We start from the raw sequence: 24520 nt of genomic DNA, 5'->3' as shown, positions 1-24520 counted from the left end.
GCGCCATGAACAACAGCGCAAAAAAGCGGCACCACGAAGAAGCCCGCAAAAAGCACAAGCACGAGATCCAAGAGCACGCCCGGGAGGCCGCCAAGCAGCGCCCCTCCAGGCTCCCGCAAATCGTGCTGGTAGTGGGCGTTGTGCTAATAATTGCGTTCGTGGTTTTCGCGGTGATTAGTTGAGGTCACGGTTAGCGTGACAGCCTGGCGTCCAACCACGCTTTCATGTCGGACAACCACGGGTGGTTTTCGTGCTCGAACTCGAGCGTGTGGTGCGCCCCGGGGTACGTTTTGACCTCGGTCGCGCCCGGGAACCGACCGACGAACGCGGCGGTCGGTGCGTTGTCGATGATGCGGTCGTTCTCCGCGAGCAGCATGAGTGTGGGGACCGTCACCCGCTTCGCGGCCCGGCGCAGGTAAATGTCCAGCGAGAAGCTGCTAAACAGGAACCGCGACGTGGCCTCGCGCAACCCGTGCGGCTCGGTGTCGACGTACCGGCGCCACTCTTCGGACGCCGTAAACAGATCCGGCTCGTTGAGCGGAATCGGAAAGAACTTCCACGGCCAGAACACCCGTGCGACGGCGATCCGAGCCCGCTGAGGTAACGGCGGCGCGACCTTCGGCACGAGCCCCGGGCACAGCAGTACCAGACCGTCGACGAGGTTCGGCTTGCGGTACGGTAACCCGACCGCGAGCTTCCCGCCCCAGGAAATCCCGCACACGAACACCGGCAACCAGGCGTGCTCGCCGCGGAGCCCCTGCACGAACTCCGCAACATCATCGATCAGGCGCCGGAAGTTGGGCGCGTCGCCGCGGTGCGCGGTGTTCAGACCGGAGCCGCGGCGGTCGAGGAAGTACACGTCGAACCCGGCGCCGGCCAGTTCGCCGCACGAGCGCGAGTACCACCCGCCGTGACTGCGAATACCGTGAACGATCACGATCCGCGCCCGCGTCTCTCCGACTGCCGGGTAACGGCGGTAATAGAAGCGGTATGCGTCCGAGGCGGTGAAGAGCCCCAAGTTCGGAAGCGACTGCCCCCCCGGCCCCTTTCCTTCAGGGATGCGGAGTTCCGCAGACACGTCCGGCACACTCCATTCGCTGAGCGCGTCCGACGTGCCTTCTCCCCCCTTCCCTTCATGAAGGGGGCCGTGGGACAGGTTGCCCTGCCCTTCCCGCTCGCGATGGGGCTTCGGGGGAAGGGGTTGTGCGCCGTCAGCCAAGGAGCGACTCCTTGCGCTGGGTGACACGATCGAGCCGGACCGGATCGACCTGAAAGCCCAGCCCGCACCCCACGAGGGCGGGCGCCGAGCCATTGCGCCGAAACGTCAGATCTTCGGTCCCCAGTGCCTCGCTGACCAGGTGCCGGTCGTAGCTCCCCTCGGTGTAACGCAGGTCCGCAACGCTGGTCGCGAAGTGCCGTCCCGCGGCGCTCAAAATGGCCGTTTCGCCGACCTGACACCCGAGTTGGTAGCCGAGGCCGTGACTCTTCGCGAACTGGGCCAACCGCAGGGTGGGAATGAACCCGCCACACTTCGACAGCCGTAGGTTGAACAGGTCGCACCACCCGCCCTGCACCGCCCGCTCCGCATCAACCGGGCCGCACAGCGATTCGTCCAGCATGACCAGCGTGCCGATCTGCTTGCGAACGCTGGCGAGGCAGGCCACGTCTTCGTGGCGCACCGGTTGTTCGACGCTCGTGATGCCGAACGGTTCGAGTTCCTGGATTCGCGCCGCCACTTCGGTCGGCGCCCAGGCTTCGTTGGCGTCGATGCGCACATCGATTTTGCGCCCGAGCCAGCGGCGCATGAGCTTGAGCCGCGTGACGTCGTCCTGGCCCTCGATCCCGACCTTCACCTTCACCTGCGAGAACCCGGCGAGCCGGTACACGAGAGGGTACAGGCGCTTCTTCCAGCCGCGCGGGTTGCCGATGACGCCGCTGTACTGCACCCGGTCGCGGAACCGGTACAGTTCCGGCGCGACCAGTTCCGTGACCTTCGTGAGCGGTTCGCCGAACGCCCTGCCGAACGCGTCGAGCACCGCCAGTTCGACCGCGCAACGGGCGGCGTTGCCCCCGATCCCGCGGTCGTCGCCCGGAACCGTTGCCAGCGAGAGTTTCTCCGCGAGGTGAACCGCCTGGACGAAATCGTCCACGTCGGCGTCGAGTTGCTTTGCGAGGTCGGAGCGGTTCAACAGATCGAGGGCCGAGGCCAGCGTCTCGCCGGTTACGTAGTCGCGCGGGACCCCTTCGCCGTAACCGGTGCTCCCGTCGCTGAGTTTGCACCGCACGACCACGTTGTCGGTGTCGGTGCGAACGTGGCTCGCGTGCGTCACCTTGCGCCGCAACGCGACGCGCACGTGCCGGGCTTCGAGTTCGACAACACGCATGCGGCCTTCTAGCTCGAAAAGAAAGCGGTGCCCAGTCCGGCGCACGGACGCCGAACGGGGTGATCGTATTTGTTGTAGTCGTCGCCGGGCGCGTTACACCGGTCGCAGCGAGATCTCGGGGCGCGCCGGCGCGGGGCCGCCCGCATTTCCGAGCGCGACCGCGAGGTGCCCCGCCATCGCGTCCCAGAACGGATCGATGACTATTCCCCTGTACGCCGGGCGGTACGGTTCCATGTACCGCCGGCCCGAACGGTACAGCCGGGCCGCACCGGTGTGGTTGCCGCGGTCGAAATGGTGCAGCGCGACGGCGGCCTGAATCAGCGCCTGGTAGAATCGCCGGTCCGGGGCCGGGCAGTCGCGCCAAAGTTCTTCCCACACCTCGTGCGCGTCGAAGAACGCGCCCCGGTTGAACAGGTCCACGCCCGCCAAGAACCGCGGATCGGGTGAATCGGCAGTGTCGGCCGCGTCGGCCATCGGGTATACCAAAAGAAGCGGTGCGCGAGATCGAGTCTGTCGCGCGGCGTCTTCTACGATATCCGCTTCCCTCGCGACGCCACAGCCATGCTGTTTTCGTCTTCCAAGTGCCCGCTTCCGGCCCTCGTGGAGTGGTGCCGGGTGCTCCGGTTCAGTCTCAGCGCGGGGCTCGATCCGCTCAAGATCTTCAAACAGCAAGCGAAATCCGGTCCGCGCCCCCTCCGCGCGCTGGCCGGCGACCTGGCCAAGAGGCTCGCAAAGGGCTCGTCGCTCGAAGACGCCCTCGAACCGCACCGCGACAAATTCCCGCCCCTGTTCGTGGAACTTGTCGCGGTGGGTGAGCAAACGGGCCGGCTCGATGACACGTTCCAGGAACTCGAGCAGTACTTCGCGGCGGCGCTCACCACGCAGCGCCGGTTCCGTGCGCAGATGGCTTACCCGGTCATCAATTACGTGGCCGCCGTGGGCATCGTCACGGCCCTCATCTTCATCCTCGGGATGCTCGGCAGCAAGATGGACCCGACCGGGCTCGGGCTCACCGGCACCACCGGCGCGCTGGCGTTCCTGGGGTGCGCGGTGGCGTTCGCGGGCTCGATTCTCGTGGTGCTGAAGATCGCCACGGAAAACCTCCAGTTCCGGGCACGGCTCGAAGGCCTGTTCCTGAACGTACCGGGGTGGGGGCCGGCGTTGCTGGCGTTCGCGCTGCTCCGGTTCGCCGTGTCCCTGCGGATGTGCGCCGAGGCCGGGTTACGCGCCGAGAAGACGCTGCACTACTGCTTCAGGGCGACGTGCAACACGCGGTTCCAACAGGGCGAGGAGCGGGCCGTTGCGGTCGTGAAACGCGGGAGCGAACTGGTCGAAGCGCTCGAGGCGTCGCGTGCCCCGTTCCCGCAAGACTTCATCGGCGCGCTGATGACCGGCGAGGAGACGGGCAACACGTCGGAGGTGATGGACCGGTTGGCGGAACACCTACGCGAGGACGCGGACCGCAAGATGAAGGGCGCCGCCCAGATGACCGGGTACATGATCTACGGCATGGTCGCGCTGATGATCATCTTCTTCATCTTCCGCATCGCCACCGCGATCTCCGGCGTGTACAGCGAAGCCCTGGGCGGGATGTAAGGCAAGTGTGTTTCCAGGTTCCAAGTCAGCACGAAGCCGGTAGCTACCGCGAAGCCCGCGCTCGACCGTGGAACTTGGAACCTGGAACCTGGAACGACTGAAGCTCGGCCCCGTCCTTCGGCGGGACGTGGTACCTCGGCACCACTACGGCCATGTCGCACAACCCCCAGGGGGTCGCCCCCGTCAGCTTATCGAGTAGCGAGCCCTTCACTTTGCGCTTGAGGGTCGCGGATTCGACGATTTCGAGGCTCGGGGGCAGCGTGCTCTTGAACCCCGTGAAGGAATCGCTGTGGGTGAACAGGATCACCGTTCGCGGCCGGTGGTGGCAGTCCACCAGCAGTTGGTTCACGCTCTTGGTCCGCACGTTTCGCATGTCGGACCGGTCGTGATAGAACGCGAGCGAATCGCAGTTCCGCGGGAAGCACACCACCGCCACATCGTGGTCCGCCACGAACCGCCCCACCAGTTCCGGGTCACCGAACGGCGAGCGCTCCTTCGCATACCACGGCACACCGACGTGGTGAACGAACAGCAGGAACGCCGCCATGCCCCCGATCAACGCCCGGGTGCGGAACTGCACGTTCCACCTCGTCCGGGCGACGTACTCGCCGAGCGCCAGACACAAGAACGGGTACGCCGGGAGGACGTAGGTGGGCAGCTTGCTCCCCGAGCAACTGAAGAATAACACGCACCACGCGCCGGTCAACAGCCAGAAACCGCCCGCGAGCGACCGGTTGGCGCCGTCTTGGGGCGCGGACCGCAACAGGTTGAATACATACGCGACAAGCAGGATCGTCCCCGGTAGCAACCCGCCGATGAGAATGGGCGCGTAGTACCAGATCGGTTGCAGGTGGTCGAACGGCTGGAGGAACCGCATTACGTTGTGTTCCCAGAAGAAGTACTTCAGGAACTGCGGCTCGCGCAGGTAAATGGCCACGTACCACGGCAGGTTCACGGCGAACACCACGCCGAAGAACACCAGGTACCAGTACCACGCGACCCGGGCCGGACCTCGCCCCCCTCCCTCACGGCTGACGGCAGGGGCTGAGGGGCCGCGTGCCAGGAACCCGAACGCCCACAGCGGCACGAACAGCAGCACCTCCGAAATCGGCCCCTTCGTCAGGAACCCGAGCCCGGACGCGACCGCCGCCAGCAGCCACCAGCCCCGCTTGAGGGTGCCGGTGCGAACAGCCTCGAACCCGCACAGCACCGACGTGGTGACGCAAAGGACCAGGAGTCCGTCGAGCAGGAGCAGTCGGGCCACACTCACGAACCCCGGCGCGACAGACAGCAGGAGGGCGGCCCAGAACGCGCCGCGCTCGCCGATGCTCCGCCGACCGAGCAGGTACACTGCTAGTATCGTGAGGTGAACGCACAGGGCGGGCACGAGTCGCGCCGCTTCCGGCGTCGTGCCGAACGCCCGGTAGCTGAGCGCCACCAGCCAGTACATCAGCGGCGGCTTGTCGAGGTACGCCTCGCCCTGGAGGGTCGGCACCACCCACGAGCCCCTCTCCAGCATTTCCTTGGGGATCTGGGCGTACCGCCCCTCGTCGGGTTCGAGCAAATGGAACCCGCGGGTGGGGTACAGCAGCGCCGCGGGCAGCACCAGCACGAGCAGCAACGAGAGCGATCGCACGCGCGTGTCCGCGTCCGCGGTGCCCGGGAACAAAAGTCCCGTGAACAAATACCGGCACCACCCGACCACGCCCTTTTCGGCCCCGTCCATGCGCCCGCCTCCGGAAGTGGTGGCGTTATTGCACAGAAGTGCGGCGGCGGTCAATCCGGGGTGCGCGGGGAGCGGCCGTTAACCTTGCTGAGACCGTGATTGTCGTCACGCCCGATGGGCTCAGCCGGCAGGAGTTGTTCGGCGGCGCCGACGAGTCGTGTGTGGACGCCAAGCTGGGCGGAGCGGGAGCCTTCGACCTCCCAACGGCGGCGATCGAGATGACACCCCGGAAGAAGTGCCCGCGGGCGCGGTCAGCCCGCAGACGGTCCGCACCGCCATGCCCAACCACAAGCTTCTCATAAAAAGGTAGCCCCGCTGGTGTTCCGACCGCGCCCAAGGTAGCGAATCGTTCGCCGGCCCCCTTCCCCGTTCGGTGTTCGACACGCCTCCCACGAGCGACGCATGGATAACCGCTAATAATACAGTTCATCAGTCAACGCCCGGTTCGTCCACGCTCCGAGCCGCCAAATGGAAAGCGTCCTGCCCAACGTGATCGCGCTGCTCATCGTCGGAGCCATCGTTTGGGGTATCCTCCAGGCTGCACGGCCGCGCCCGCTCTTCACGGTCCGCATCGCGAACGGTGAACCCCACGCGGTCCACGGGCGCGTAACCGGGGCGTTCCTCGACCGCGTGCGCGAGGTGGCCGCCGCACACCGCATTCAGCGCGGCCTCGTGTTCGGCGTTGCGAGTAACGGGCGCATCCGCCTGAAAACCTCCGGCCACTTTCCGCCCGCCGCACAGCAACAGCTTCGGAACTGGTGGGCCGAGTTCGGATGGCCCGTGCCACGCTCGCGACGCCGCCCCTGACCACTTCCATCCGGTACAATTCGCGACGGTTCGACTACTGACCTCGAAACATTCCCATATCGGAATATATAATCCCCATGCCCCGCTCACCTACTACCCTCGACGCCTTCAGTGCGGTCGGCGAACCGCGGCGGCGCGACATCCTCGATCTGCTCGCCCGAGGCGAGCGGTCGGTCACCGACGTGGTGCAGGCCCTCAAACTCACCCAGCCGCAGGCGTCGAAACACCTCGGTGTGCTGCGGAAGGTGGGACTGGTGCGGGTGCGCGGGGCCGGGCAGCAGCGGCTCTACTCCCTCAACGCCGACGGGCTCCGGCCGATCCACGACTGGGTCAAGACCTTCGAGCGGCTGTGGGGCGAGCGACTGGACCGGCTCGACCAGTACCTCCAGCAACTGCAAGCGCAGGAGAAACCGAATGGCGGCAGCGAATGACACGGCGGACCGCGAGATCGTAACCGTTCGCGACATCGGCGCGCCCCGCGAACTGGTGTTCAGCGCGTGGACCGACCCGGCGCACGTGTCGAACTGGTGGGGGCCGAACGGCTTCACCACGACCACGGAAGCGATGGACGTGCGCCCCGGCGGGACGTGGCGGTTCGTGATGCACGGGCCGGACGGCACCGACTACCCGAACGTGATCACGTACCTCGCCGTCGAGCGGCCCGCGAAGCTCGTGTACCAACACGAGGGCGAGGCCGCCGAACATGTCGAGTTCCACACCACCGTGACGTTCGACGACGCGGGCGGGAAGACCCGGGTGACGTTACGGGCGGTGTTCCCGTCGGCCGCGGCGCGCGACCGCGCGGCCCGCGAGTACGGGGCCGTCGAGGGCGGGCGGCAAACACTGGACCGGTTCGCGGCGCTCGTGGCGGAACTCGCCGAAGCGGGCGGCGAAATCGTCAACGCGCGCGTGTTCGACGCGCCGCGCGAGCGCCTGTTCCGGGCGTTCACCGACCCGGAACAACTGAAGCACTGGTGGGGGCCGGACGGGTTCACGAACACGATCCAGGCGTTCGACCCGCGCCCCGGCGGCGTCTGGAAGCTCGTGATGCACGGCCCCGATGGCGCCGACTACCACAACGAAAGCGTGTTCGCCGAGGTCGCGGAGCCCCTGCGAGTGGTCTTCGACCACATCGAGCCGGTCCACCGGTTCCGGATGTCCATGACGTTCGACGACGAGAGCGGGCGGACGCGACTGACGTGGCACATGCGGTTCGAGGACGCGGCAGAGGCGCAGCGGGTCCGCGGGTTCGTGGTCGCCGCGAACGAACAGAACTTCGACCGGCTCGCGCGGCACCTCGGCACCGCGTGACCGCGCCCGCTCAAAAGCGGCTCTTGAGACAACGGCATTTTGGTCTTGAGTGTGGTTCGCTCCGCGAGTGGTGGCAACGCCGTGCTGGGCGCATTGAACACCTGTTGCTTTGATGCGCGAAGCACCGCTCGCGGAGCAAGCGGGCCACACTCAAGGCATAGGGATGCCCACGTCCCGCTGCGTTCCATCCGTACGATTGACGGCAAGGATTGCACAATTTAGCATCCATGCAATCACGAAATCATCTGACCGGCCGAGCAATTGGAACCGGTTGGCGATTCCAATTGGGTGTAACCGGTCGGGCGCTCGGCGTGAAGTCCCGTCCGGTAGGGGTTTTGTGCGTGAGTGAAGCGACGAAATGGCCTTCTTGGCGGACAATCAGGGTTACCACGCCACCAATCACCCGAACCAAGAAGGCCGGAGCTATGATCGCACACGTCGCCGAGATCGGCAATGCCCGTCCCTGAGCACGCTCACCGACCACCTGCTCGACTTCGTTCGTCACGCGGCCGAGCGCGGGCAACCGGCCCACGAGGTCGAGCGCGGCATCTGGGATCAGGTGCTGAAGTTGGGGCGGGCCGCGTTCGCCCGGTTCCTCGCGCTCAGCGGCACCGGGGACGTGGGACCCGAGGTCCCACTCCCGGACGGGTCGAGCGCCCGCCGGCTCCCGACCACCCACACCCGCGAGTATCGGTCGGTGTTCGGGGACTTCACGTTGACCCGCACTTGCTACGGCCCCCGGGACGGACAGAAGATCGTCCTGGTTCCGCTGGACAACCGGCTCCAGGTGCCCGACGGCGCGTATTCGTACCTGCTCTAGGGGTGGAACCAGGCGTTGGGAGCCGAGTCCGCATTCGCCCGAGTCGCGGCCACCCTCGGGGACATCCTCGGGGTCGAGCAACCGGTCGATTCCCTGGAGGGCAACAACCGCCACATGGGGGCCGCGGTCGGGACGTTCCGGGACGCGCGTCCGGTTCCGGCACCGTCCGACGAGGGCGCGGTGTTCGTGGCCTCGGCCGACGGCAAGGGCATCTCGATGCGGCGCGGCCCCGTGATCCGAAGCCCAAGGCCCGGCGGGGCAAGGGCGATAAAGCGAACAACAGGGCTACTCAGAGATTGAAATTGGCTGGTTGAGCGCAGCCAGCGCCAGCTCAGGTCTGGCAACGACGGTCCGAACGGCCGCCGCGATGGTGCCGGCGCCGAGGCGCCGGAGCAGGTACACGGCCACGTTTCGCAGCGACGCCAGCACCCGCGGTGCCGTGCCCCGGCGCACTCGGCATCGGTCCTCGTCCAAGGTCACATCGCGGACGTAGTGCAAGCTCTCGATGCCCCAGTGGCTGCGGGTGTACCCGAGCACCGTGTCCGGAGGCGCGGCCACCGGGCTGAGGCTGGAGATCCCGTACACCACCTCCACGGTCGTCTTCCCATCGGCCCGGCGCTGGCGCTCGAGTCGGAACACCTGCTGCACCCCGGGCCACCGGGTCAGGTACTCGTTGAGCCACGTGGTGGTTGTGATGGACCGCCGCTCGACCCGCCCGTGCCCCTTGCTCACCTCAACTGCCGTTCCCGCGTCCCGATCCCACGCGCCCTGTAACCCGGGGGGAAAAGTCGCCACCCGCGGCGGTGGCGAACGCGGCCTCCAGGTCGGCCCGTAGCGTACCTTGGTTGCTCTTGGCGTACAGGATGTAGTCCCCACCCTTGTGTTGCACCGCGGCACACACGTCCGGTTGGGTGAAGATGGCATCACCGGTGACTACGGTCCCACCCAGCGAGGGCAACACGCCCAACAACCGGAGCGCCGCCTTGTGCTCGTTGGTCGTGGCCTCGACCGTCATCTGGGCGACCACCGCGGACACCTGTGGGGCGTACGCCGCCAGCAGGTGGGTGCCCGGCACCTGGCCGTCGCGCGACCCGCACAGCCGCTTGCCGTCCAACGCCAGGTGCTCCCACCCGTCCGGGTGCCGATCCCTGAGCCACGCCCCGATGATCGCGTCCAGGCGGTCCGGGTCCAACCGCCGCCGCAGCCCGGCGATGGTGTTGGGACACGGCATGTTGCCGTTACGAAACCCCAGCGCGTGACCCAACCGCTTCTGCCGCAGCCGCCCGAATTGAGAGATCGCCTCGGGCGTGGTGTGCCCGCCCATCACCGCCACCAGGCACAAGGTCAATAGCCCGACCAGCGGATACTGGCGACCGTGACGGCTCCGCGGGTCCGGTAACTCCGCCAAACGCTCGACCAGGGACCAGGCCATGTGTGCCGCTCCTAAAATGAGGAACCGCACATACCCACACGCCGCAACTTACCCAACACCAATCCGTGCGTAGCCCTGAAGCGAACAAGAAGCGGATGGCCATTGTCGGGGCCGTGTACTCGGTGGACCGGCACGTGCGAACCCCGGCGCAGGTGGTGGCGGCCCTGTTCCGCGACCCGCGCGGGGACGCGACTCTACCCCGCGCCTGCCCCGAACCGGCGGGCAAGAACGTGTGGGGCCGGCTCAGTGCCGCCCCGGACGGCTCGCTGGGTGAGCCGATCGGAGCCGTTTTCGAGTGGCTCGGTGCGGAGTTGGGGCGGCGGAACCCGGGTGCGACGAAAGAGGTGGTGTGCGTGATGGACGGCCAGGAGGCGCGGTGGGGCGGGTGCCGCGAGCACCTGCCGGCGGGCGCCGTGGAGGTTCTGGACCTGCTGCACGTGGCCCCCCCGGCTGTGGCAGGCGGCGCACCTGTTCCACCCGGAGGGGAGCGACGACGTGGTGCCGTTCGTGCGGGACCGGTTACACCGCATGTTGGCGGGCGACAACCGCGGGGTGGTGATCGGGTTGCGGCGCATGGGCACACGGCGGCGCCTGTGCAAATCGAAGAGGTCCCGCTTGGGGACGATCTGTCGGTACCTGAAGGGGAACGAGATTCGGATGCGGTACGACGAGTACCTGGCGAAGGGGTACCCGATCGCCAGCGGGGTGATCGAGGGCGCGTGTCGGTCGTATGTGAAAGATCGGATGGAGCGGTCCGGGATGCGGTGGACCCGGGACGGCGCGCAAGCCATGTTGGATGTCCGCAGCGAGTACCTCAACGGGTCGTGGGAGACGTTCCAGCAACATCGGATCGAGGCCGAGACCGAACGCCTCTACCCGAACCGAACGGTACTCCGGGGACTCGATTGGCCGCTCGCCGTTTGAGCGCCCGACCGGTTACACCCATTCCAATTAGTGCGACACCTGATGTCTGAACTCGCCGGGTTCATCGACGCGATCTTGAACAATCTCGACGACGACACCCCACGATTGGTGTTCGCCGACTGACTTGCCGAGCACCCCAGCGCATGGTCTGAAGCCACCCCAGACGTGGTTCCCGCACGGGCTAATTTCATCCGCACACAAGTTGCACTTGCCCACCTGTCCGACGACGATCCGAGCCGAGCTGAACTCAAGGCACATGAGGAGAAGCTACTAAAGGATCACGGACGCGCGTGGTCTAAGGTGCTCGGCTACTCCTTGAAACACTGCTCCCGTGGTTTGGGTAAAGTGGTTCTCCACCAGTCTTGGGGGAGTTCATTCTTTAGGGCATCCGAACCGGTGCAGTACGCGGAGGCGGAAGTTCTTGAAGTTGACCCTCCCGAACGCCCGCCAGAGGATGGTCCGGATGCCGTGGTTGAGCCCTTCCGTTCAACCGTTACAGCTGCGCGCTCGAAAGTAGTGAGTGATCTTCCCCATCCAGTTCGTCGGCGTCTTGCAGAACTTCTCCGACGCGGCCAATCGCAACTTCCGAACACCGGCGATCCAACCCTCCAACCGTTCCCGCCCGCCTTCCGGGGTCCGAATCGTTCGGTCCTCGAAGATCGCGCGGAGTTGCTCCCGCTGTTCCCACAACGCCGCCCGCACCGGCAACTGAACGCGCAGTTCGGCGAACGATTCCGGATGCTCCTGGCACAGGTTCTCCGGGTTCGTCACCCACCACCAACGGCCCCCTTTGAGCTTCGCCCTGGCCTCCGCGGGCCGCCCGCGCGGCAACTCCCGACGGGCCGCCGTCAGGCGATCCTGGAAGCTCTTCATGACGTGGAACCGTTCGATCGTAATGGCGATGCCTCGCCGAATGCGTCCCGCGCGGCTTCGGCGTCGGCGCACCACATGTCCGTCGTCACTTCCTCCACCGACGCCAACAAGCCGCTCCCCTTGGCCGCTTCCAAGTACGCCACAGCCGTCGCTTTCTCGCGGTCCTCCAGCACGTCGAGCACACACCGGTGGCCGTGATCGACGATCACGGCGACGAGCGGCCGGTGCCGCTTTTTAATGACAGTTCGTCGACCCCTACAGTGGACCCCATTGTCTAGACCAAAAAGTTGCTATCCTTCGCTACTGTTTCGTCGGGGCCTTCGTGGCTCCGACGCCATACACCTGAGCCGGGGTGCGGTAGTCCAGGGACTGGTGTAACCGCTCGGTGTTGTAGAACCCGAAGTACGCCCGGAGCCCACTCTCCAGGGCCGGCACCGACTCGTAACCCTTGAGGTACACGTCCTCGTACTTGACGCTCCGCCACAGGCGCTCCACGAACACGTTGTCCAGGCACCGGCCCCGCCCGTCCATGCTCACCGCGACCCCGGCCCGCTCCAATCGCCCGACCCACGCGGCGGCCGTGAACTGGACTCCCTGGTCCGTGTTGAACACCTCCGGCTTGCCCCGGCCCAAGGCCTCCTCCAGCATGTCCTGGCAGAATGACCCGTCCAACGTGTTGGACAGTCGCCAGGCCACCACGTACCGGCTGAACCAGTCCATCGTTGCGGCCAGGTACATGAACCCGGTGGGCATCGGGATGTACGTGATGTCCGTGCTCCACACCTGATGGACCCGGTCGATGGCCACGCCCCGCAACAGGTACGGGTACACCTTGTGCCCGGACCCGACCGACAGCTTGGGCTTGGGGTACAGGGCCTCCAACCCCATGATCCGCAACAGCCGCTGCACCCGCTTGCGGTTCACCTCGTGGCCCTGGGTGCCCAGCCACGCGGCCAGGCGCCGGCTCCCGTAGAACGGGCACGTCGTGTACTGCTCGTCGATCAACCGCATCAGCGTCAGGTTCTCCGCGCTCTCCGGGGTCGGCTCGTAGTACACCGTCGAGCGGTTCAATCCGATCAGCTCGCACTGGCGCCGGACGCTCAGCTCCGGGTGCTCGGCCTCGATCCGGGCACGCTTGGCCTCAGCCGAGGGCGGCCGATTTTTTTTTCACCCAGTCGAGTTCCACCTTGAGGCGGCCGATCTGCTCGTACAACTCGGTCGTCTTGTCTTCCGGGGGGCCGGTGCCCTTCGCCCCCGAGGCGAACACGGCCTCGGCCCCGGTGAGCAACTGCTTCTTCCACCCATGAATCAGGGTCGGGTGGACGCCGTGCTGACTCGCCAGTTCGTTGATGGTCTTGTCGCCCTTGAGGGCCGCCAGCGCGACCTGGGCCTTGAACGCCGCCGAGTGACTCTTCCGCTTGCCCGCCATGGGTTCCCCTTTCCTGGGCCTCCGGTATAGCTTAACCGGCGGTCCAGTTTTCGGGGTCCACTATACCCGATGCGCCGGATCGGGGGCGTCGGGACCTTCGCGGCCCGCTGCTGCTGGCGCTCCAGGTACTCGTAATACCTGCGGACCCGGCTCTTCTCGGGTAGCGCGAAGAACCGGGCCGAGTTGGCCACATCGGCATGTTGATCAGTTCGGCGGCCCGGCGGAGCACGCGCTCGGCGGCATGGGCACCGTCCGCCAAGAAGTCGATCGGCGGGGTGAAGCAACGCGCGCGCCGCATGCGAACGGATCGGCCCGAACGGTTAACTCGACCGCCCGAGAGCCGATCGGCCGGTCCACGATTCGGTCGCGATTGCGGCGCCGCTTGATAGCCTCGGTGGGCTTGCCGCAGTGCGGACAAATGCCCACCGCGTGGCGTGGCGTCACGGTGAAACGATGCCCTTGTTGGGCACGTCGTCGTCATGGTGGACGACGACGACGCCCGGTAAGGCATGAGCGGGAAGGTGATCTCCCAGTGACCTCTGGGATCGGCTACAAGGTATGCCTCACGGGGGAGGTCGTGATGGCAGAACTCACGGACGACGCGCGGCGGGCCATCCTACTCGCCGCGACGCTGCTCACCGGGCACAAGCGGCGACGATTCCAAGCCGAGATGGCTCATACCTACTGCGGCGGCTCCGCCCGCCACGCCGAGACCACCTTCGGGTGGGGACGCGGCACCGTCCACACCGGCCTGAACGAACTCCGGACCGGCATCCGGTGCGTCGAGGACTTCGAATCCCGCGGGCGGACGGCGACCGAGGACTTGCACCCCGAGGTCGAAGCCCACATCCGCCGCCTGGTCGATCCACACGCCCAGGCCGACCCCACGTTCCAGACCCCGTTCGCCTACACCCGAGTCACCGCCAAGGCCGTCCGCGAGGCGTTGCTGGCCGTCCCCGAACGGGCCGGGAAGGTACCGACCCGCCAGACCGTCGGTGACATCCTGAACCGCCTCGGGTACAAGCTCCGCCGGGTTCAGAAGGCGCGGCCGCAAAAAAGGTCCCCCAGACCGACGCCATCTTCGCCCACGTCCAGCAAACCCGCGCCGAGACCGCGGCCGATCAGGACGCACTGAGGATCTCCATAGATACCAAGGCGAAGGTGAAGGTGGGCGACTTCTCCCGCGGCGGCGAGGCCCGCGGCGGCGAGGCGGTGAGAGCTCTCGATCACGACATAGCTCCCGAGTCCATCTTGGTCCCGTTCGGGGTTCTGGAGATGAACCGCGGGGCGGTGCCGATCCACCAGCCGTGGTTCCTGTTCGGCCACTCGAAGGAGACGAGCGACTTCCTGGCCGACGGGTTGGACCTTTGGTGGAACGAGCGGAAGGTAGTCCACGGCGGCGTCCGGCGGTTGCACATCGAACTGGACAACGGCCCCGAGGTCGCCAGCTCCCGGACCCAATTCCTGAACCGCATGGTGGGGTTCGCGGACCGGCACCGGGTGACGGTGGAACTGGCGTACCTGCCGCCGCACCACAGCAAGTAAAACCCGATCGAGCGGTGCTGGGGGATCCTGGAGCGGCACTGGAATGGGGCGTTGCTGTCGTCGGTGGCCGACGTGTTGCGGTGGGCGGGGACGATGACGTGGCGGGGGCTCCGGCCGATCATCCGGGAGACGACTGCCGCATACGAGCGGGGCGTGCGGCTGACGAAGACCGTGTTCCGCCCCATCGCCGCATGACTGACCCGCTCACCCACACTGCCCAAGTGGAGCCTCACCATCCGACCCAAAGAACTGGGAAGGTAACATCCCGCTCATGCCTAAGTCGAGGCGTTCGGCCCAGAAGTTCGACCCGGTTGTGTTGGCCATCGCGAAGCTCGGAGTGGGCTGGGCCGCCGCGCCCGGCTCGAACATGATACGTCGGTTCAGTACTTTTCCACAAGCTTGGCGGAGAACCCAAAAAACAACAGCCATGTGAAAGGTTGATTCGAATGGGTATAACCGATCGGGCTCTCGCGGAAAGCAACGTTTTCAAAGGGATTTTCCCGCTCGGCGTCGTCTTCCATGACCGAACCGGGGCATTCGGGCGGGGCTCCGGATTTCGCTTCGCTCGTAGCTCCCGTACTCACCGACATGCTTCGCCTGGATTCCGCAGGGTTGCAGCGCTGAAATCCAAGAACATCCCAGGCCCACCAAGTAACGCCGTCGACAAATACGCAAGTGCCTGAAGCTGTTGAACTTCCCTCAGAGAGCCCGACCGGTTACACCCGATTCGATACATCGGCGGAGCCTGCTTCTGTCCACGAGCGAAATTCGGTTCTACCGCTACGCGTTCGTAAGAGAGCCGAGATCGCTTGAGCAGCGTTCCCCGGACCGGTTCTGAAACGCGCGTGAGATCACAGATCGCGCAGCGGCGTGAGAAAATAGTCCGTCGGGTGGGCGCGGTACACCCAATTCTCGCGGGCCAGTGCCGGGCATTTTTGTCGGGATGGTCCTCAACCGCGCGAGGCACTCGCCGCGGGGTATTTTCCCTGTCAGGATTGTGCCGAGAACCAGAGCACCTGACGCCAGAGCCGTCGGAAGGACCGTGGCCTTCCGCGTTTCAGATCGTCCAAAGAACCTCGACTCTGTTTTGCGTTTAATTTCGCCCCGGGACTCGCATGTGTTGCCACGTGTCGGTTGCGATGTGACACCGCACATCAGCAATTACTCCGTCGAGCGGCACGCACCGTGCTGAATCACGGGCGATGCGATCGAGTGGATCGCTTCGCACCTTTGGAGGTCGGCACCATGCCAACGCGCAAGAAGCACACCGCCACCGTCGGCGTGTTCGAGTCGAAGGGCCGCGCCGAGCAGGCCATTGAGGATCTCAAGGCCGCTGGGTTCGATGAGGCCAAGATCGGGCTCGTCTACAAGAACGAGAACGGTGAAACTGTGACCGACGGAGCGGCCGGCGACACGTACGCCGAAGAGGGTGCAGTTGCAGGGGCCGCCGTTGGCGCCGGGGCCATGGCGCTCGGTTCCTTGGCCGTATCGCTCGGGGTGATTCCGGTGATCGGCCCGGTGCTGGCCGTCGGGCCACTGGCCGCGGCCCTGCTCAGTGCCGGTGCCGGGGCGGCTGCGGGTGGCATCGCGGGCGCGCTGGTCGGATGGGGCGTCCCGGAAGAGGATGCCGAGTACTACCAGAACGAAGTACAAAGCGGCCGGTACCTCGTGACCGTTGAAGCCAACGGGCGCGCGCTCGAGGCACGTGACATCATGCACCGTCGCAGCGGGTTCGATCGCACCGGTTGGGGCGCGGTCCGGGCCGACCGGGCCAACCTGGTGGCCGACGGCGAGTTCCGTTCGGAAGACGGGCGTGTGATCCAACTCCGCGAGGAGGAGTTGCGGGCCAAGAAGGACACGATCGAAACCGGGCGGGTGAAAGTGCGCAAGGAGGTTCACACGGAGCAGAAGCAGATCACCGTCCCGGTCGAGCGCGAGGAAGTGGTCGTCGAGCGCCGCCCGGCAAGTGGTCGTGCGGCGTCCGCCGAAATGAACGCCGAAGAGATTCGCATCCCGGTGAAGGAAGAGCGGGTTCGCGTCACCAAAGAGCCGGTCGTCACCGAGGAGGTGACTGTCGGCACGCGGAAAGTGCGAGAGAACAAGACCGTTAGCGGAACCGTTCGCAAGGAAGAGGCGGTGGTCGAGTCCGAGGGCGACGCGACCGTCCACCAAAGCGTTAAGCCGGGAAGCCGGAAGTCATAGCGCCTTTACTCGGCAAGCCGTCGCTACCAGGTAACGCATGAACTCAAACACGGGCACTGCGAACCAGAGGGCTTCACCGCCCTCTGCCGCCGTTTTTCTCGACGAAGAAATCTCCCAGACACGCCGCCTAACTGAGGTTTGACGGAACAGCGAAAGCTATCGGGTTTAGCAGCAACATACCAATGAATGGGTGAAACACGCATCTCATCCGAACGAAAGCCAGCGCGGGCGCACGAGGCGCGGTTATCAGAGAACGGTTTATAACCCGGCAGGACAGCAAGGGTTCTCCCACAACCCGTCGGGAGAACCGGTAGACGGACGAACTGAGTTGGCCCGGGGCGGGAAGTGAAGGGGCGATCAAAACCCTTTAGAAAGCAATGACCCAACTTCCGCAGACACACCTCGCGTCGTATAGCATCGAGTAGGTCACTTACTCCGAACTGAGGTATCTGCCGTGGGCAAAGGTAACAACTCCCAGAAGAAAGAAACCAAGAAGCCGAAGAAGAGCGCGAAGGCTGCGCCGGCGAAGCCTGCCGCCCCCAAAAAGTAGCACGGTGGAAGCCGCCGCAGTGTCGTGCCCGCCGATCGCCCACCTCGGCGGCGCCAGCGGCTCATGTTTATCCGCACGGAGAAGCCGCGAAGTGGGCGGGGATCAGGAGAATACTCGCTGCGCCGGGTCAATTGCCTTCTCTAACTGATTATCGTCTTCAATTCCAGTCACAATTAATAATTATCAATTTATCTTTCACAAACACGATTATAACCCCTTGTCCGCTCGGTTGCGCGGTAATGGGCGAAAGAATGCAGATCATTCACGGGCCGGTTGCACTGAGTCCGGAAATGGTGAGGGTGTAACCGGTCGGGCTCTCGCGGAAAGCAACGTTTTCAAAGGGATTTTCCCGCTCGGCGTCGTCTTCCATGACCGAACCGGGGCATTCGGGCGGGGCTCCGGATTTCGCTCCGCTCGTAGCGCCCGTACTCACCGACATGCTTCGCCTGGATTCCGCAGGGTTGCAGCGCTGAAATCCAACAACATCCCAGGCCCACCAAGTAAGGGACTCGGCAAAAAATAACTATCCCAAGTCTCGTATCGTAGGATGACCTTCTCGGTGGTACCCGCAGGAGGTCGCTGTGATTCCGTTCGGCGAGACACTCACGCCCGCGTTGATCGAGGCGGCGAACGATCTGCGCGGGGCGCAACGACGGTTGTTCATGGCCCGGGTGGTGCGTGCGTTGGGTCCCGGCGGTCAACGCCGAGCCGAAGAGGCGTTCGGGTGGAACCGGGTCACCATCCGCAAGGGCATGCGGGAACTGAACTCGGGCGTCGTGGCCCGCGACGCGTTCTCGGCGCGAGGCCGGCACCGTGCCGAGGACCGATTGCCCGACCTGCTGGCCGACATCCGGGACCTCGTCACCAGCCAGAGCCAGGCGGACCCGCGGTTCCGCACCCTGCGCCTGTATACCCGGCTGACGGCCGAAGAAGTGCGGCGTCAGCTGGTCGCCACGAAGGGGTACCGCGCGGACCAGTTGCCCCAGGCGCGAACCCTCCGCACCAAGCTCAACGACCTCGGGTTCCACCCGACCAAGGTTCTCAAGTGCGTGCCCAAAAAAAGATCCCCCAGACCGATGCCATCTTCGCACGGCTGAAGGAGATCAACCCGCAGGCCGACGCTAGTGCCGACACGCTGCGGCTGTCGCTGGACGCGAAAGCCGGTGTTCAGGTGGGGGCGTACTCGCGCAAGGGCAAGAACCGAGTACGAACGAAGGCCGCGGACCACGACTTCCGGGCCGAAGAGGTCCTGACACCCTACGGGCTGTTGCTGCCGCGTGACAGCGACCTGTGGCTGTACTTCACGACGTCGCGGGTGACGAGCGATTTCATCGTGGACATCCTGGACCGCTGGTGGGTACAGCACCAGCCGCGCTTCCCGCGGGTCCGGACACTGGTCATCAACCAAGACAACGGGCCGGAGAACAAAGGCCGGCGAACCCAGTTCCTCAAGAGGATGGTGGCCTTGGCGCGTCAGCGGAGGCGGCTCGTGCGGCTGGCGTATTACCCGCCCTACCACAGCAAGTACAACCCGATCGAGCACTGCTGGGGGGTACTCGAGAACCACTGGGGCGGAGATCTGTTAGACACCCGCGAAGCGGTCCTCGGGTTCGCCCGGTCGATGACCTGGGGCGGCAAGCATCCCACCGTTGAGGTACTGACCGATGCCTACCCGAAGGGCGTCCGCTTGACGAAAAAGGAAATGGCGCAGGTCGAAGACGAGGTTCATCGGCTGCCGGATCTCAACGATTGGTTCGTGGACATCCCTGGCCACGAACTGCCTCCGTTGGGATAGTTATTTTTTGCCGAGTCCCTAACGCCATCGACAAATACGCAAGTGCCTGAAGCTGTTGAACTTCCCTCCGAGAGCCCGACCGGTTACACCCTTTTTAAAAGGCGGCGGAACTTCAACCGCACAAGAGCCGGTACTGGCTCAACGCGAATCCGAAGGGTGTGGCCGCCTTCGAGGCGCACGTGCGTGAGGTGTGTGATACCGAATCCGATTGATCTGAATGGCACTTCCTGAGTTCTTAAATCGAGCGACCGAGCCTTTTTCGGGCTTGGTCTCTGGGTACGGTGAGTGGTGGGTAGGGCTTGGGCCGTCGTTTGCGTGCCCGGGGTTCGAATCGGTCGGGGCGATCGCCCACCGGGTACGCCAGGACCACGCAGACGAACGCCTGATACCCGGCCTCCGTATCCAACACCTCGGCAAACGCGGCCAGCGCCTGCACCGTGCCGGCCACACTTAACTCGCGTGGCCGGCGTTCCGAGGCCTGAGCCACCTGAGCCATGGCCGTGCGGATCAGGTTGTAGGCCAGCAGATGGGCCCACACCTCCTTCCGCACGAGGGCCGGCGTCTTGCACCGCAGCACGTCCATTCCCAACGTCACCTGGACGCTCCTCAGGTCCACCTCGATGTGCCACCTCTGGCGGTATAGATCCCCCAGATCCGTGGCCCGGATCGACGGGTCCGTCAGGGTCGTGGCGACCACCAGCACGCGGGTCCGGAACCCGCGCACCGGCACCCGCACCCGCACCTCACGGATCTCCAACTCGTCCGGCAACCGCAGGTACGTGTCGCGATCCATCCACTCCGGGCGTTGCCTCTTGGGCCACCGCACCACGTGGTCGTCACGGCCCAACCGCCGGCCCCGGCGGAAGTCCGTGGCTCACTTCTGGTGGATCCGGGTCACCACGTCGACGCCCCGCTCCCGCCACAAGGCCATGTCGAACCAGCCCCCGAAGTACCGGTCCACGAGGAGCACGGTCCCGGACCCGACGCTCCCGGCGATCTGACGCAGTAAGACCGTCTCGCCCGATTGCTTGCCCCGACTTGGGCCCAGGGCCGCATCGAGAACGGTCCCACAGGCCAGGCAGAACAGGGCGACCAACCGGATCTGGGGGAACCCGATGCCGTCGGCTTGCGAGCCCGGGTGCGGGTACTGGTTCTGGTTCTCCGGGGTATCGGGCATGGTGAAGTTCCCCACGAAAAGTAGACAGGTTCTAGCGGTGGGTTTGGTTGTGCGTTCGTTCGTACTCATCTGGGGCAACGTCGCCCAGCGATGAGTGCCGGCGGACGCGGTTGTCGAACGCCTCGATGTACTCGACGATGCTCGCCTTGGCTTCATCGCGGGTGGCGTAGTCCTCGTCGTGAACCAGTTCCTTCTTGAGGCTTGCGAAGAACGACTCCATGGCCGCATTATCCCAGCACTGACCCACACCGCTCATACTGCACGCGATCCGCTCCTCGCGCAACCGACGCTGATAATGCTCGCGGGCGTACTGACTGCCACGATCCGAGTGCGCCACCAGAGCCGAAGGCGAAGCCCCCTGGAGACGACGGGCCAGGGCCATCTCCAGCGCGTCCACCACCAACCGACGGGTCCTCGTCGGATCCATCGACCCGCCCACGATCCGGCGGCGGAACAGGTCTTCCACGACCGCCAGGTACAGCCACCCCTCGCGGGTCGGGATGTATGTGATGTCGGCACACCAGCGCGTGTTCGGCTCGTCCGGGTCGAACGCCCGAGCCAACACGTTCTCGGCCACCGGCAACCCGTGGTTGGAGTCCGTCGTCTGACGGAACTTGCGTTTGGTTTTCGCGGCAATCCCGGCCTCGCGCATCACCCGGGCCACGAAGTTCACGCTGCACGCGCGCCCGTTCGCCGCCAGCTCGGCGTGGATGCGCGGGCTCCCGTACCGGGCCTTCACCTGGGCGTGAATGGCCTTCACCTCTTCGGTCAACTCCTCGCGTCGGACCTCGGCGGCACTGGGCTCCCGCGACCGCCACGCGTAGAACCCGGACCGCGACACCCCCAGCACCCGGCACATCAACGCGATGGGCCACGCGGCCTTGCGTTCCTCGATCCCGGCGAAGGTCAGTTCATCTGGGTGACGAAGAACGCCGTGGCTTTGTTGAGGATGTCGCGCTCCATCTCCAGTCGCTTGACGTCGGCCCGGAGTTGTCGCAGCTCTTCTTCGACCGGGGTCAGGTGCCCCGATCCCGGGAACGCCTCGGCACCCTTCTTGAGGACCCCCTTCTTCCCGTCGTGGAGCCGGTTCTCGGTGACCCCGAGGCGGCGTGCCACCTCGGCCACGGAGAGCTTCTGCTCGGTAATCATCTGGACGGCTGAGAGCTTGAACTCCGCCGTGTACACCTTGCGCGTGCCAGCCATCGGTGTGTCTCCTTCTGTTCAGAGTTTACACCGCTTTCCCACTGTCCACCATTCGTGGGGAACTTCAGACGAGACATGCGGTGGCGTACGTGTGGAAGTTGTGGGGGCCGCCCGCCTCCTTGGACCGGGTGGTATCCCGGTTGGGTTTCCCGAAGTAACCCGATCCGGTGGTAGTCAATGGCCACATGGGCCGTCCGCTTGCGCGCCCCGAGCGGGGCGTGGAGGGCCGGGAGCAACCACCGCTCGAGGGTCCGCCGCCGGTTGGGCCGGGCCAGCAGGTACAAGCCGTCCCAAACGGCTCGCCCGGACGGGGCCTGGGCCACGGCGGCGCACGCGGCCGCGACCGACCGGGCGAACGCGGCCGCGAACAGGATCACCCGCCACACCACCTCCGGGGTGCACGTGGGGCGCCGCTTGGGTAATGGAACGGCACGACCGAGCCAGTCCGTGAGCACCGGGCGCGGATGCACCTTGGCGTGACCCGGGGTTCCTCGGATCGACTGATTCGTGGGCCGCATGGGGGGCTCCGGAAATGGAGGCGTGGTAACCACCATTAACCGGCAAACCCATGCGGCCCGCTATTCCTAAATCGCCGCCAACTTGAAACTACTGAAATCCGATTGATCCGTAACTGTCAGGCGGCGACGGCGCAGTAAAACTCGACGGCCCGGCCGACAACCGCGGGGGGCCATGAGCCACTGGCGCCGGGTAGTCAGCGTCGCGGTCCGCCCATTCCGGTCGTCGAACACCCGGTTGGCTCGTCCCTCGCGGACGAGTGGCCACAAGTGCTCGGCGGGTTGGAGCTCCGGGGTGCAACTCGGCTGACGATGGAGCACCACGTTGGGCGGCACGCGGAGCCCCTTGGCCGTGTGTCCGCGCGAACCGTCCAAGATGAACACGAGCACCTTGCGCCGGTCCGGGTCGGCCCACCCGGCGAAGTCCGCCAGAGCTTGACCCCAGTGCTGTGCACAACTGAGTTCAGGGATCCTCGTTGGGCTTGTGGGCTTGTCGACGCCGTTGGACGGAGGTGTGTGCCCCCTTCTGTTTCGCGGCGTGCGGGTGGGCACGGGGCGCCTTGTTGCGTGTCTTGTCCCAGCCCGGCTTCCACATCGTGCCCAATAACTGATCCAACAACGTTCCCACACTCTCTGCCGTCTGATCCGTCGGGATCAGGGACACGATCATCGACACCTCGACCAACTCCTTGAGCGCGGCCAACTGACGATGCCAGTCCGTGCAGAACTGCGCCGTCGAGAGGTCGTCGATGGTCACCTTCCGCTTCGCAACCACATACAGTAGTTCTGTACTTTCCGCGAATCAGCCGTGCTCACGCGGCCAAGTCCAAGCACCGGTAGGCGAGGTCGCGGATTTTCGTGTGGTCGTGGTGCTCGCCCACAACGGCCCGAATCTCCTCGGCCAACAGCTCGTGTTGCCAGGCCCGGCGCTTGTCCGCGTGACTCGGGCGCCGGCTCGGATCGTCCCACGGGGACGCGGACCGGTGCCCCACCAACTCGTCCGCGTTCCGAGCCCAGGCCCACACCTCGGTCAGGGTGTGCGCCCATGCACACAGGTGGAAGCACCCGACGTTCGACGGCACCCCGCGCACCTGTTGCTGGCCCGTCCCGGCGACTTGTTTGAGATCCCGGAAGCACGTCTCCAGGGTGAACCGGTCGGCCACCCGTTCCAAGATGTCGGTCACCGTCGCGCCCGGGTCGGTGCTGAAGAACGCGACCCATCCGTGGGGCTCGTCCACCAGCACCACCCGGATCGCCCCACCGGCCGGGCGCCAGGTGGCCACGAACGTCTTGTACCGCTTCTCGACGGTCTTCCCATACACGGTGAACGTGCCGGTGCTCCACCCGCCGTTGTGCCCGGCCCGCTTGGCCAACGAGATCCGTGCCGTTCCGTACACCCGCGGGCGCCCGCGCAGCCCGGGCTCCCGCGCGGGCGGTAACGAGCACAGGGCCGCATCCCGGCGGAGCCGGCTCACCACCGTCACCCCGAGCTTCCGCAGCGGCTTCAGCACCGGCCCCTGGGCGTACGCCCCGTCGGCCACCACCCACACCGCCATGCCCCACATCTTCAGCCATCCGTGCGCCCACCGCACCAGGTCAACGGCCATCGCCAGCTTGGTGGCGAACCGGGGCCGATCGGTCGCCCGCACCGCGCCCAGGTTCGCCTTCCGGATGTACAACCGGGCCAACAGGGGCAGAGCCACGACCCCACCCAGTGGATGCGCCACCAGCAACCCGAGCACCACCCACACGTGCCCGTACACGAATGCGCTCCCGGCCGGCCCGGGTGTCGGGTTGTGATGCACCCCGGCCCCTTGTACCTTCGGTCCGTACCGGGCGGTCGGTGTGTCGTCCAACGCCAGCACCACCCGCGGCCCGGTCACCAGGGGCTTGAGGATCTCGACCAACAACCGGGTCGCGATGCGCTCGACCCGGCGCCCGACCGCGGCCGCGGTGGGGTAACAGCGGCGGTATTGGGACGATAATCCGGCCGCCCGAATCCAGCAACTCAGGGCGTGCCGCCCGCGGGCCAGCAGCACACCCAGGAACAGGGCCGCCAACCGCCGACCCGAGCGCCGATCCAGTGCCCCGGCCAGAACCGAAAACCAGTGGCAACGCGGGGACGGAGTATGCGCAGATGGCATGGCCGTGTCCGTTCGGGGTGGCTGGTCGTGTGGTAACGCCATCCTCCCGGACGGGCCGGCACTCGTCTACTCCGAACCCACCATCAC

At 65.8% G+C, this 24520-nt stretch carries 24 protein-coding genes and 3 pseudogenes; 12 read left to right on the top strand and 15 right to left on the bottom strand.

The window, feature by feature from the left end; all coding sequences use genetic code 11:
* Positions 1-5 precede the first annotated feature (5 nt).
* The gene (locus tag GobsT_RS37810) at positions 6-182 is read left to right on the top strand and encodes a hypothetical protein (protein WP_010042124.1); all 177 of its coding nucleotides are present in this window, start codon (positions 6-8) and stop codon (positions 180-182) included.
* A gap of 8 nt (positions 183-190) precedes the next feature.
* Here GobsT_RS37810 and GobsT_RS16450 read toward each other — a convergent pair whose 3' ends face one another.
* The 3 genes from GobsT_RS16450 to GobsT_RS16440 form a co-directional block, all read right to left on the bottom strand.
* Entirely contained in the window at positions 191-1219 is a 1029-nt protein-coding gene (locus GobsT_RS16450) for an alpha/beta fold hydrolase (RefSeq protein WP_238323559.1), read from the bottom strand.
* Positions 1212-2384 (bottom strand): dipeptide epimerase, encoded by a 1173-nt coding sequence (locus GobsT_RS16445; RefSeq protein ID WP_010042120.1) that lies wholly within the window; start codon positions 2382-2384, stop codon positions 1212-1214. The genes GobsT_RS16450 and GobsT_RS16445 overlap by 8 nt, the downstream gene beginning before the upstream one ends.
* 93 nt (positions 2385-2477) lie before the next feature.
* Positions 2478-2858 (bottom strand): DUF309 domain-containing protein, encoded by a 381-nt coding sequence (locus GobsT_RS16440; protein WP_010042118.1) that lies wholly within the window; start codon positions 2856-2858, stop codon positions 2478-2480.
* Positions 2859-2945: 87 nt separating this feature from the next.
* On the opposite strand from GobsT_RS16440, the gene GobsT_RS16435 reads away from it, so the two are divergent.
* Positions 2946-3980 carry a type II secretion system F family protein gene (locus GobsT_RS16435; protein ID WP_010042116.1) on the top strand — a complete coding sequence of 345 codons (1035 nt, stop codon included), beginning with the start codon at positions 2946-2948 and terminating at the stop codon, positions 3978-3980.
* A gap of 43 nt (positions 3981-4023) precedes the next feature.
* Here GobsT_RS16435 and GobsT_RS16430 read toward each other — a convergent pair whose 3' ends face one another.
* On the bottom strand, positions 4024-5706 hold the full coding sequence (locus GobsT_RS16430) for an ArnT family glycosyltransferase (protein ID WP_010042113.1): 1683 nt from the start codon (positions 5704-5706) through the stop codon (positions 4024-4026).
* A 468-nt stretch (positions 5707-6174) separates the two neighbouring features.
* Here GobsT_RS16430 and GobsT_RS16425 point away from each other — a divergent pair, with 468 nt between their 5' ends.
* The 5 genes and pseudogenes from GobsT_RS16425 (at position 6175) to GobsT_RS16410 (ending at position 8644) form a co-directional block, all read left to right on the top strand.
* On the top strand, positions 6175-6513 hold the full coding sequence (locus GobsT_RS16425) for a DUF3634 family protein (RefSeq protein WP_010042111.1): 339 nt from the start codon (positions 6175-6177) through the stop codon (positions 6511-6513).
* 77 nt (positions 6514-6590) lie between these two features.
* Positions 6591-6944: an ArsR/SmtB family transcription factor gene (locus GobsT_RS16420; RefSeq protein ID WP_010042108.1), complete on the top strand. Its 354-nt coding sequence runs from the start codon at positions 6591-6593 to the stop codon at positions 6942-6944.
* Positions 6928-7386, top strand: a pseudogene (locus tag GobsT_RS41085) (SRPBCC family protein); the annotation flags it as partial. The gene GobsT_RS16420 and the pseudogene GobsT_RS41085, both read left to right, overlap by 17 nt.
* Positions 7378-7824 (top strand): SRPBCC family protein, encoded by a 447-nt coding sequence (locus tag GobsT_RS41080; protein ID WP_417936406.1) that lies wholly within the window; start codon positions 7378-7380, stop codon positions 7822-7824. The pseudogene GobsT_RS41085 and the gene GobsT_RS41080, both read left to right, overlap by 9 nt.
* A 358-nt stretch (positions 7825-8182) precedes the next feature.
* Positions 8183-8644, top strand: a complete 462-nt coding sequence (locus tag GobsT_RS16410; protein WP_010042099.1) for a hypothetical protein — start codon at positions 8183-8185, stop codon at positions 8642-8644.
* Positions 8645-8929: 285 nt separating this feature from the next.
* Here the strand turns inward: GobsT_RS16410 and GobsT_RS40485 are convergent, their stop codons facing one another.
* On the bottom strand, positions 8930-9376 hold the full coding sequence (locus tag GobsT_RS40485) for an ISAs1 family transposase (protein ID WP_010042093.1): 447 nt from the start codon (positions 9374-9376) through the stop codon (positions 8930-8932).
* Between the two features lies 1 nt (position 9377).
* A complete protein-coding gene (locus GobsT_RS40480) occupies positions 9378-10076 on the bottom strand; it encodes an ISAs1 family transposase (protein WP_010042091.1) in 699 nt (232 codons plus the stop codon).
* A 495-nt stretch (positions 10077-10571) separates the two neighbouring features.
* On the opposite strand from GobsT_RS40480, the gene GobsT_RS16395 reads away from it, so the two are divergent.
* Together GobsT_RS16395 and GobsT_RS41075 are read left to right on the top strand one after the other, a co-directional pair.
* Positions 10572-11000: a hypothetical protein gene (locus GobsT_RS16395; protein ID WP_010042089.1), complete on the top strand. Its 429-nt coding sequence runs from the start codon at positions 10572-10574 to the stop codon at positions 10998-11000.
* 42 nt (positions 11001-11042) lie between these two features.
* Positions 11043-11123, top strand: coding sequence for a TIGR02996 domain-containing protein (locus GobsT_RS41075; RefSeq protein ID WP_010042087.1), 81 nt, complete (start codon positions 11043-11045; stop codon positions 11121-11123).
* Between the two features lie 363 nt (positions 11124-11486).
* Here GobsT_RS41075 and GobsT_RS16385 read toward each other — a convergent pair whose 3' ends face one another.
* From GobsT_RS16385 to GobsT_RS16375, 3 genes are all read right to left on the bottom strand, one after another.
* The gene (locus GobsT_RS16385; protein WP_010042085.1) at positions 11487-11873 is read right to left on the bottom strand and encodes a transposase; all 387 of its coding nucleotides are present in this window, start codon (positions 11871-11873) and stop codon (positions 11487-11489) included.
* Positions 11870-12112, bottom strand: coding sequence for a transposase (locus tag GobsT_RS40475; RefSeq protein ID WP_081471706.1), 243 nt, complete (start codon positions 12110-12112; stop codon positions 11870-11872). The genes GobsT_RS16385 and GobsT_RS40475 overlap by 4 nt, the downstream gene beginning before the upstream one ends.
* Before the next feature lie 61 nt (positions 12113-12173).
* A protein-coding gene (locus GobsT_RS16375; RefSeq protein ID WP_417936319.1) for an IS3 family transposase occupies positions 12174-13302 on the bottom strand; the annotation gives its coding sequence in 2 pieces (ribosomal slippage) (positions 12174-13022 and positions 13024-13302; 1128 coding nt in all).
* Here GobsT_RS16375 and GobsT_RS41070 point away from each other — a divergent pair.
* Positions 13301-15042 (top strand): annotated as a pseudogene (locus GobsT_RS41070) (ISAzo13 family transposase). The gene GobsT_RS16375 and the pseudogene GobsT_RS41070 overlap by 2 nt on opposite strands.
* A gap of 185 nt (positions 15043-15227) precedes the next feature.
* On the opposite strand, the gene GobsT_RS37800 reads toward GobsT_RS41070, so the two are convergent.
* Positions 15228-15368 (bottom strand): hypothetical protein, encoded by a 141-nt coding sequence (locus GobsT_RS37800; protein WP_162542156.1) that lies wholly within the window; start codon positions 15366-15368, stop codon positions 15228-15230.
* A 724-nt stretch (positions 15369-16092) separates the two neighbouring features.
* Between GobsT_RS37800 and GobsT_RS16355 the strand changes: the two genes are divergently transcribed.
* Positions 16093-17049, top strand: a complete 957-nt coding sequence (locus GobsT_RS16355; protein ID WP_010042070.1) for a YsnF/AvaK domain-containing protein — start codon at positions 16093-16095, stop codon at positions 17047-17049.
* A 1134-nt stretch (positions 17050-18183) separates the two neighbouring features.
* Positions 18184-19394, top strand: a protein-coding gene (locus tag GobsT_RS41065) for an ISAzo13 family transposase (protein WP_417936405.1) whose coding sequence is annotated in 2 segments (ribosomal slippage) — positions 18184-18655 and positions 18655-19394 — 1212 coding nt in all. Because the reading frame shifts where the segments join, the coding sequence is not laid out codon by codon here.
* A 235-nt stretch (positions 19395-19629) separates the two neighbouring features.
* Here the strand turns inward: GobsT_RS41065 and GobsT_RS16345 are convergent.
* The 5 genes and pseudogenes from GobsT_RS16345 to GobsT_RS16315 form a co-directional block, all read right to left on the bottom strand.
* Positions 19630-20223: a transposase gene (locus tag GobsT_RS16345; protein WP_330591474.1), complete on the bottom strand. Its 594-nt coding sequence runs from the start codon at positions 20221-20223 to the stop codon at positions 19630-19632.
* Between the two features lie 45 nt (positions 20224-20268).
* The gene (locus tag GobsT_RS16340; RefSeq protein WP_050790288.1) at positions 20269-20571 is read right to left on the bottom strand and encodes a hypothetical protein; all 303 of its coding nucleotides are present in this window, start codon (positions 20569-20571) and stop codon (positions 20269-20271) included.
* 31 nt (positions 20572-20602) lie between these two features.
* Positions 20603-21774, bottom strand: a pseudogene (locus GobsT_RS16335) (IS3 family transposase).
* 978 nt (positions 21775-22752) lie between these two features.
* On the bottom strand, positions 22753-23064 hold the full coding sequence (locus GobsT_RS16320; RefSeq protein WP_197905121.1) for a hypothetical protein: 312 nt from the start codon (positions 23062-23064) through the stop codon (positions 22753-22755).
* A gap of 37 nt (positions 23065-23101) precedes the next feature.
* Complete coding sequence (locus GobsT_RS16315; protein ID WP_029600695.1) at positions 23102-24433, bottom strand: IS701 family transposase; 1332 nt, start codon at positions 24431-24433, stop codon at positions 23102-23104.
* Positions 24434-24520: the final 87 nt, after the last annotated feature.

Origin of the sequence: Gemmata obscuriglobus (assembly GCF_008065095.1) — a bacterium.
GTDB classification, from domain to species: domain Bacteria; phylum Planctomycetota; class Planctomycetia; order Gemmatales; family Gemmataceae; genus Gemmata; species Gemmata obscuriglobus.
Note: the sequence above shows the minus strand (reverse complement) of the source record. Positions and strands in the feature narration are given on the sequence as shown.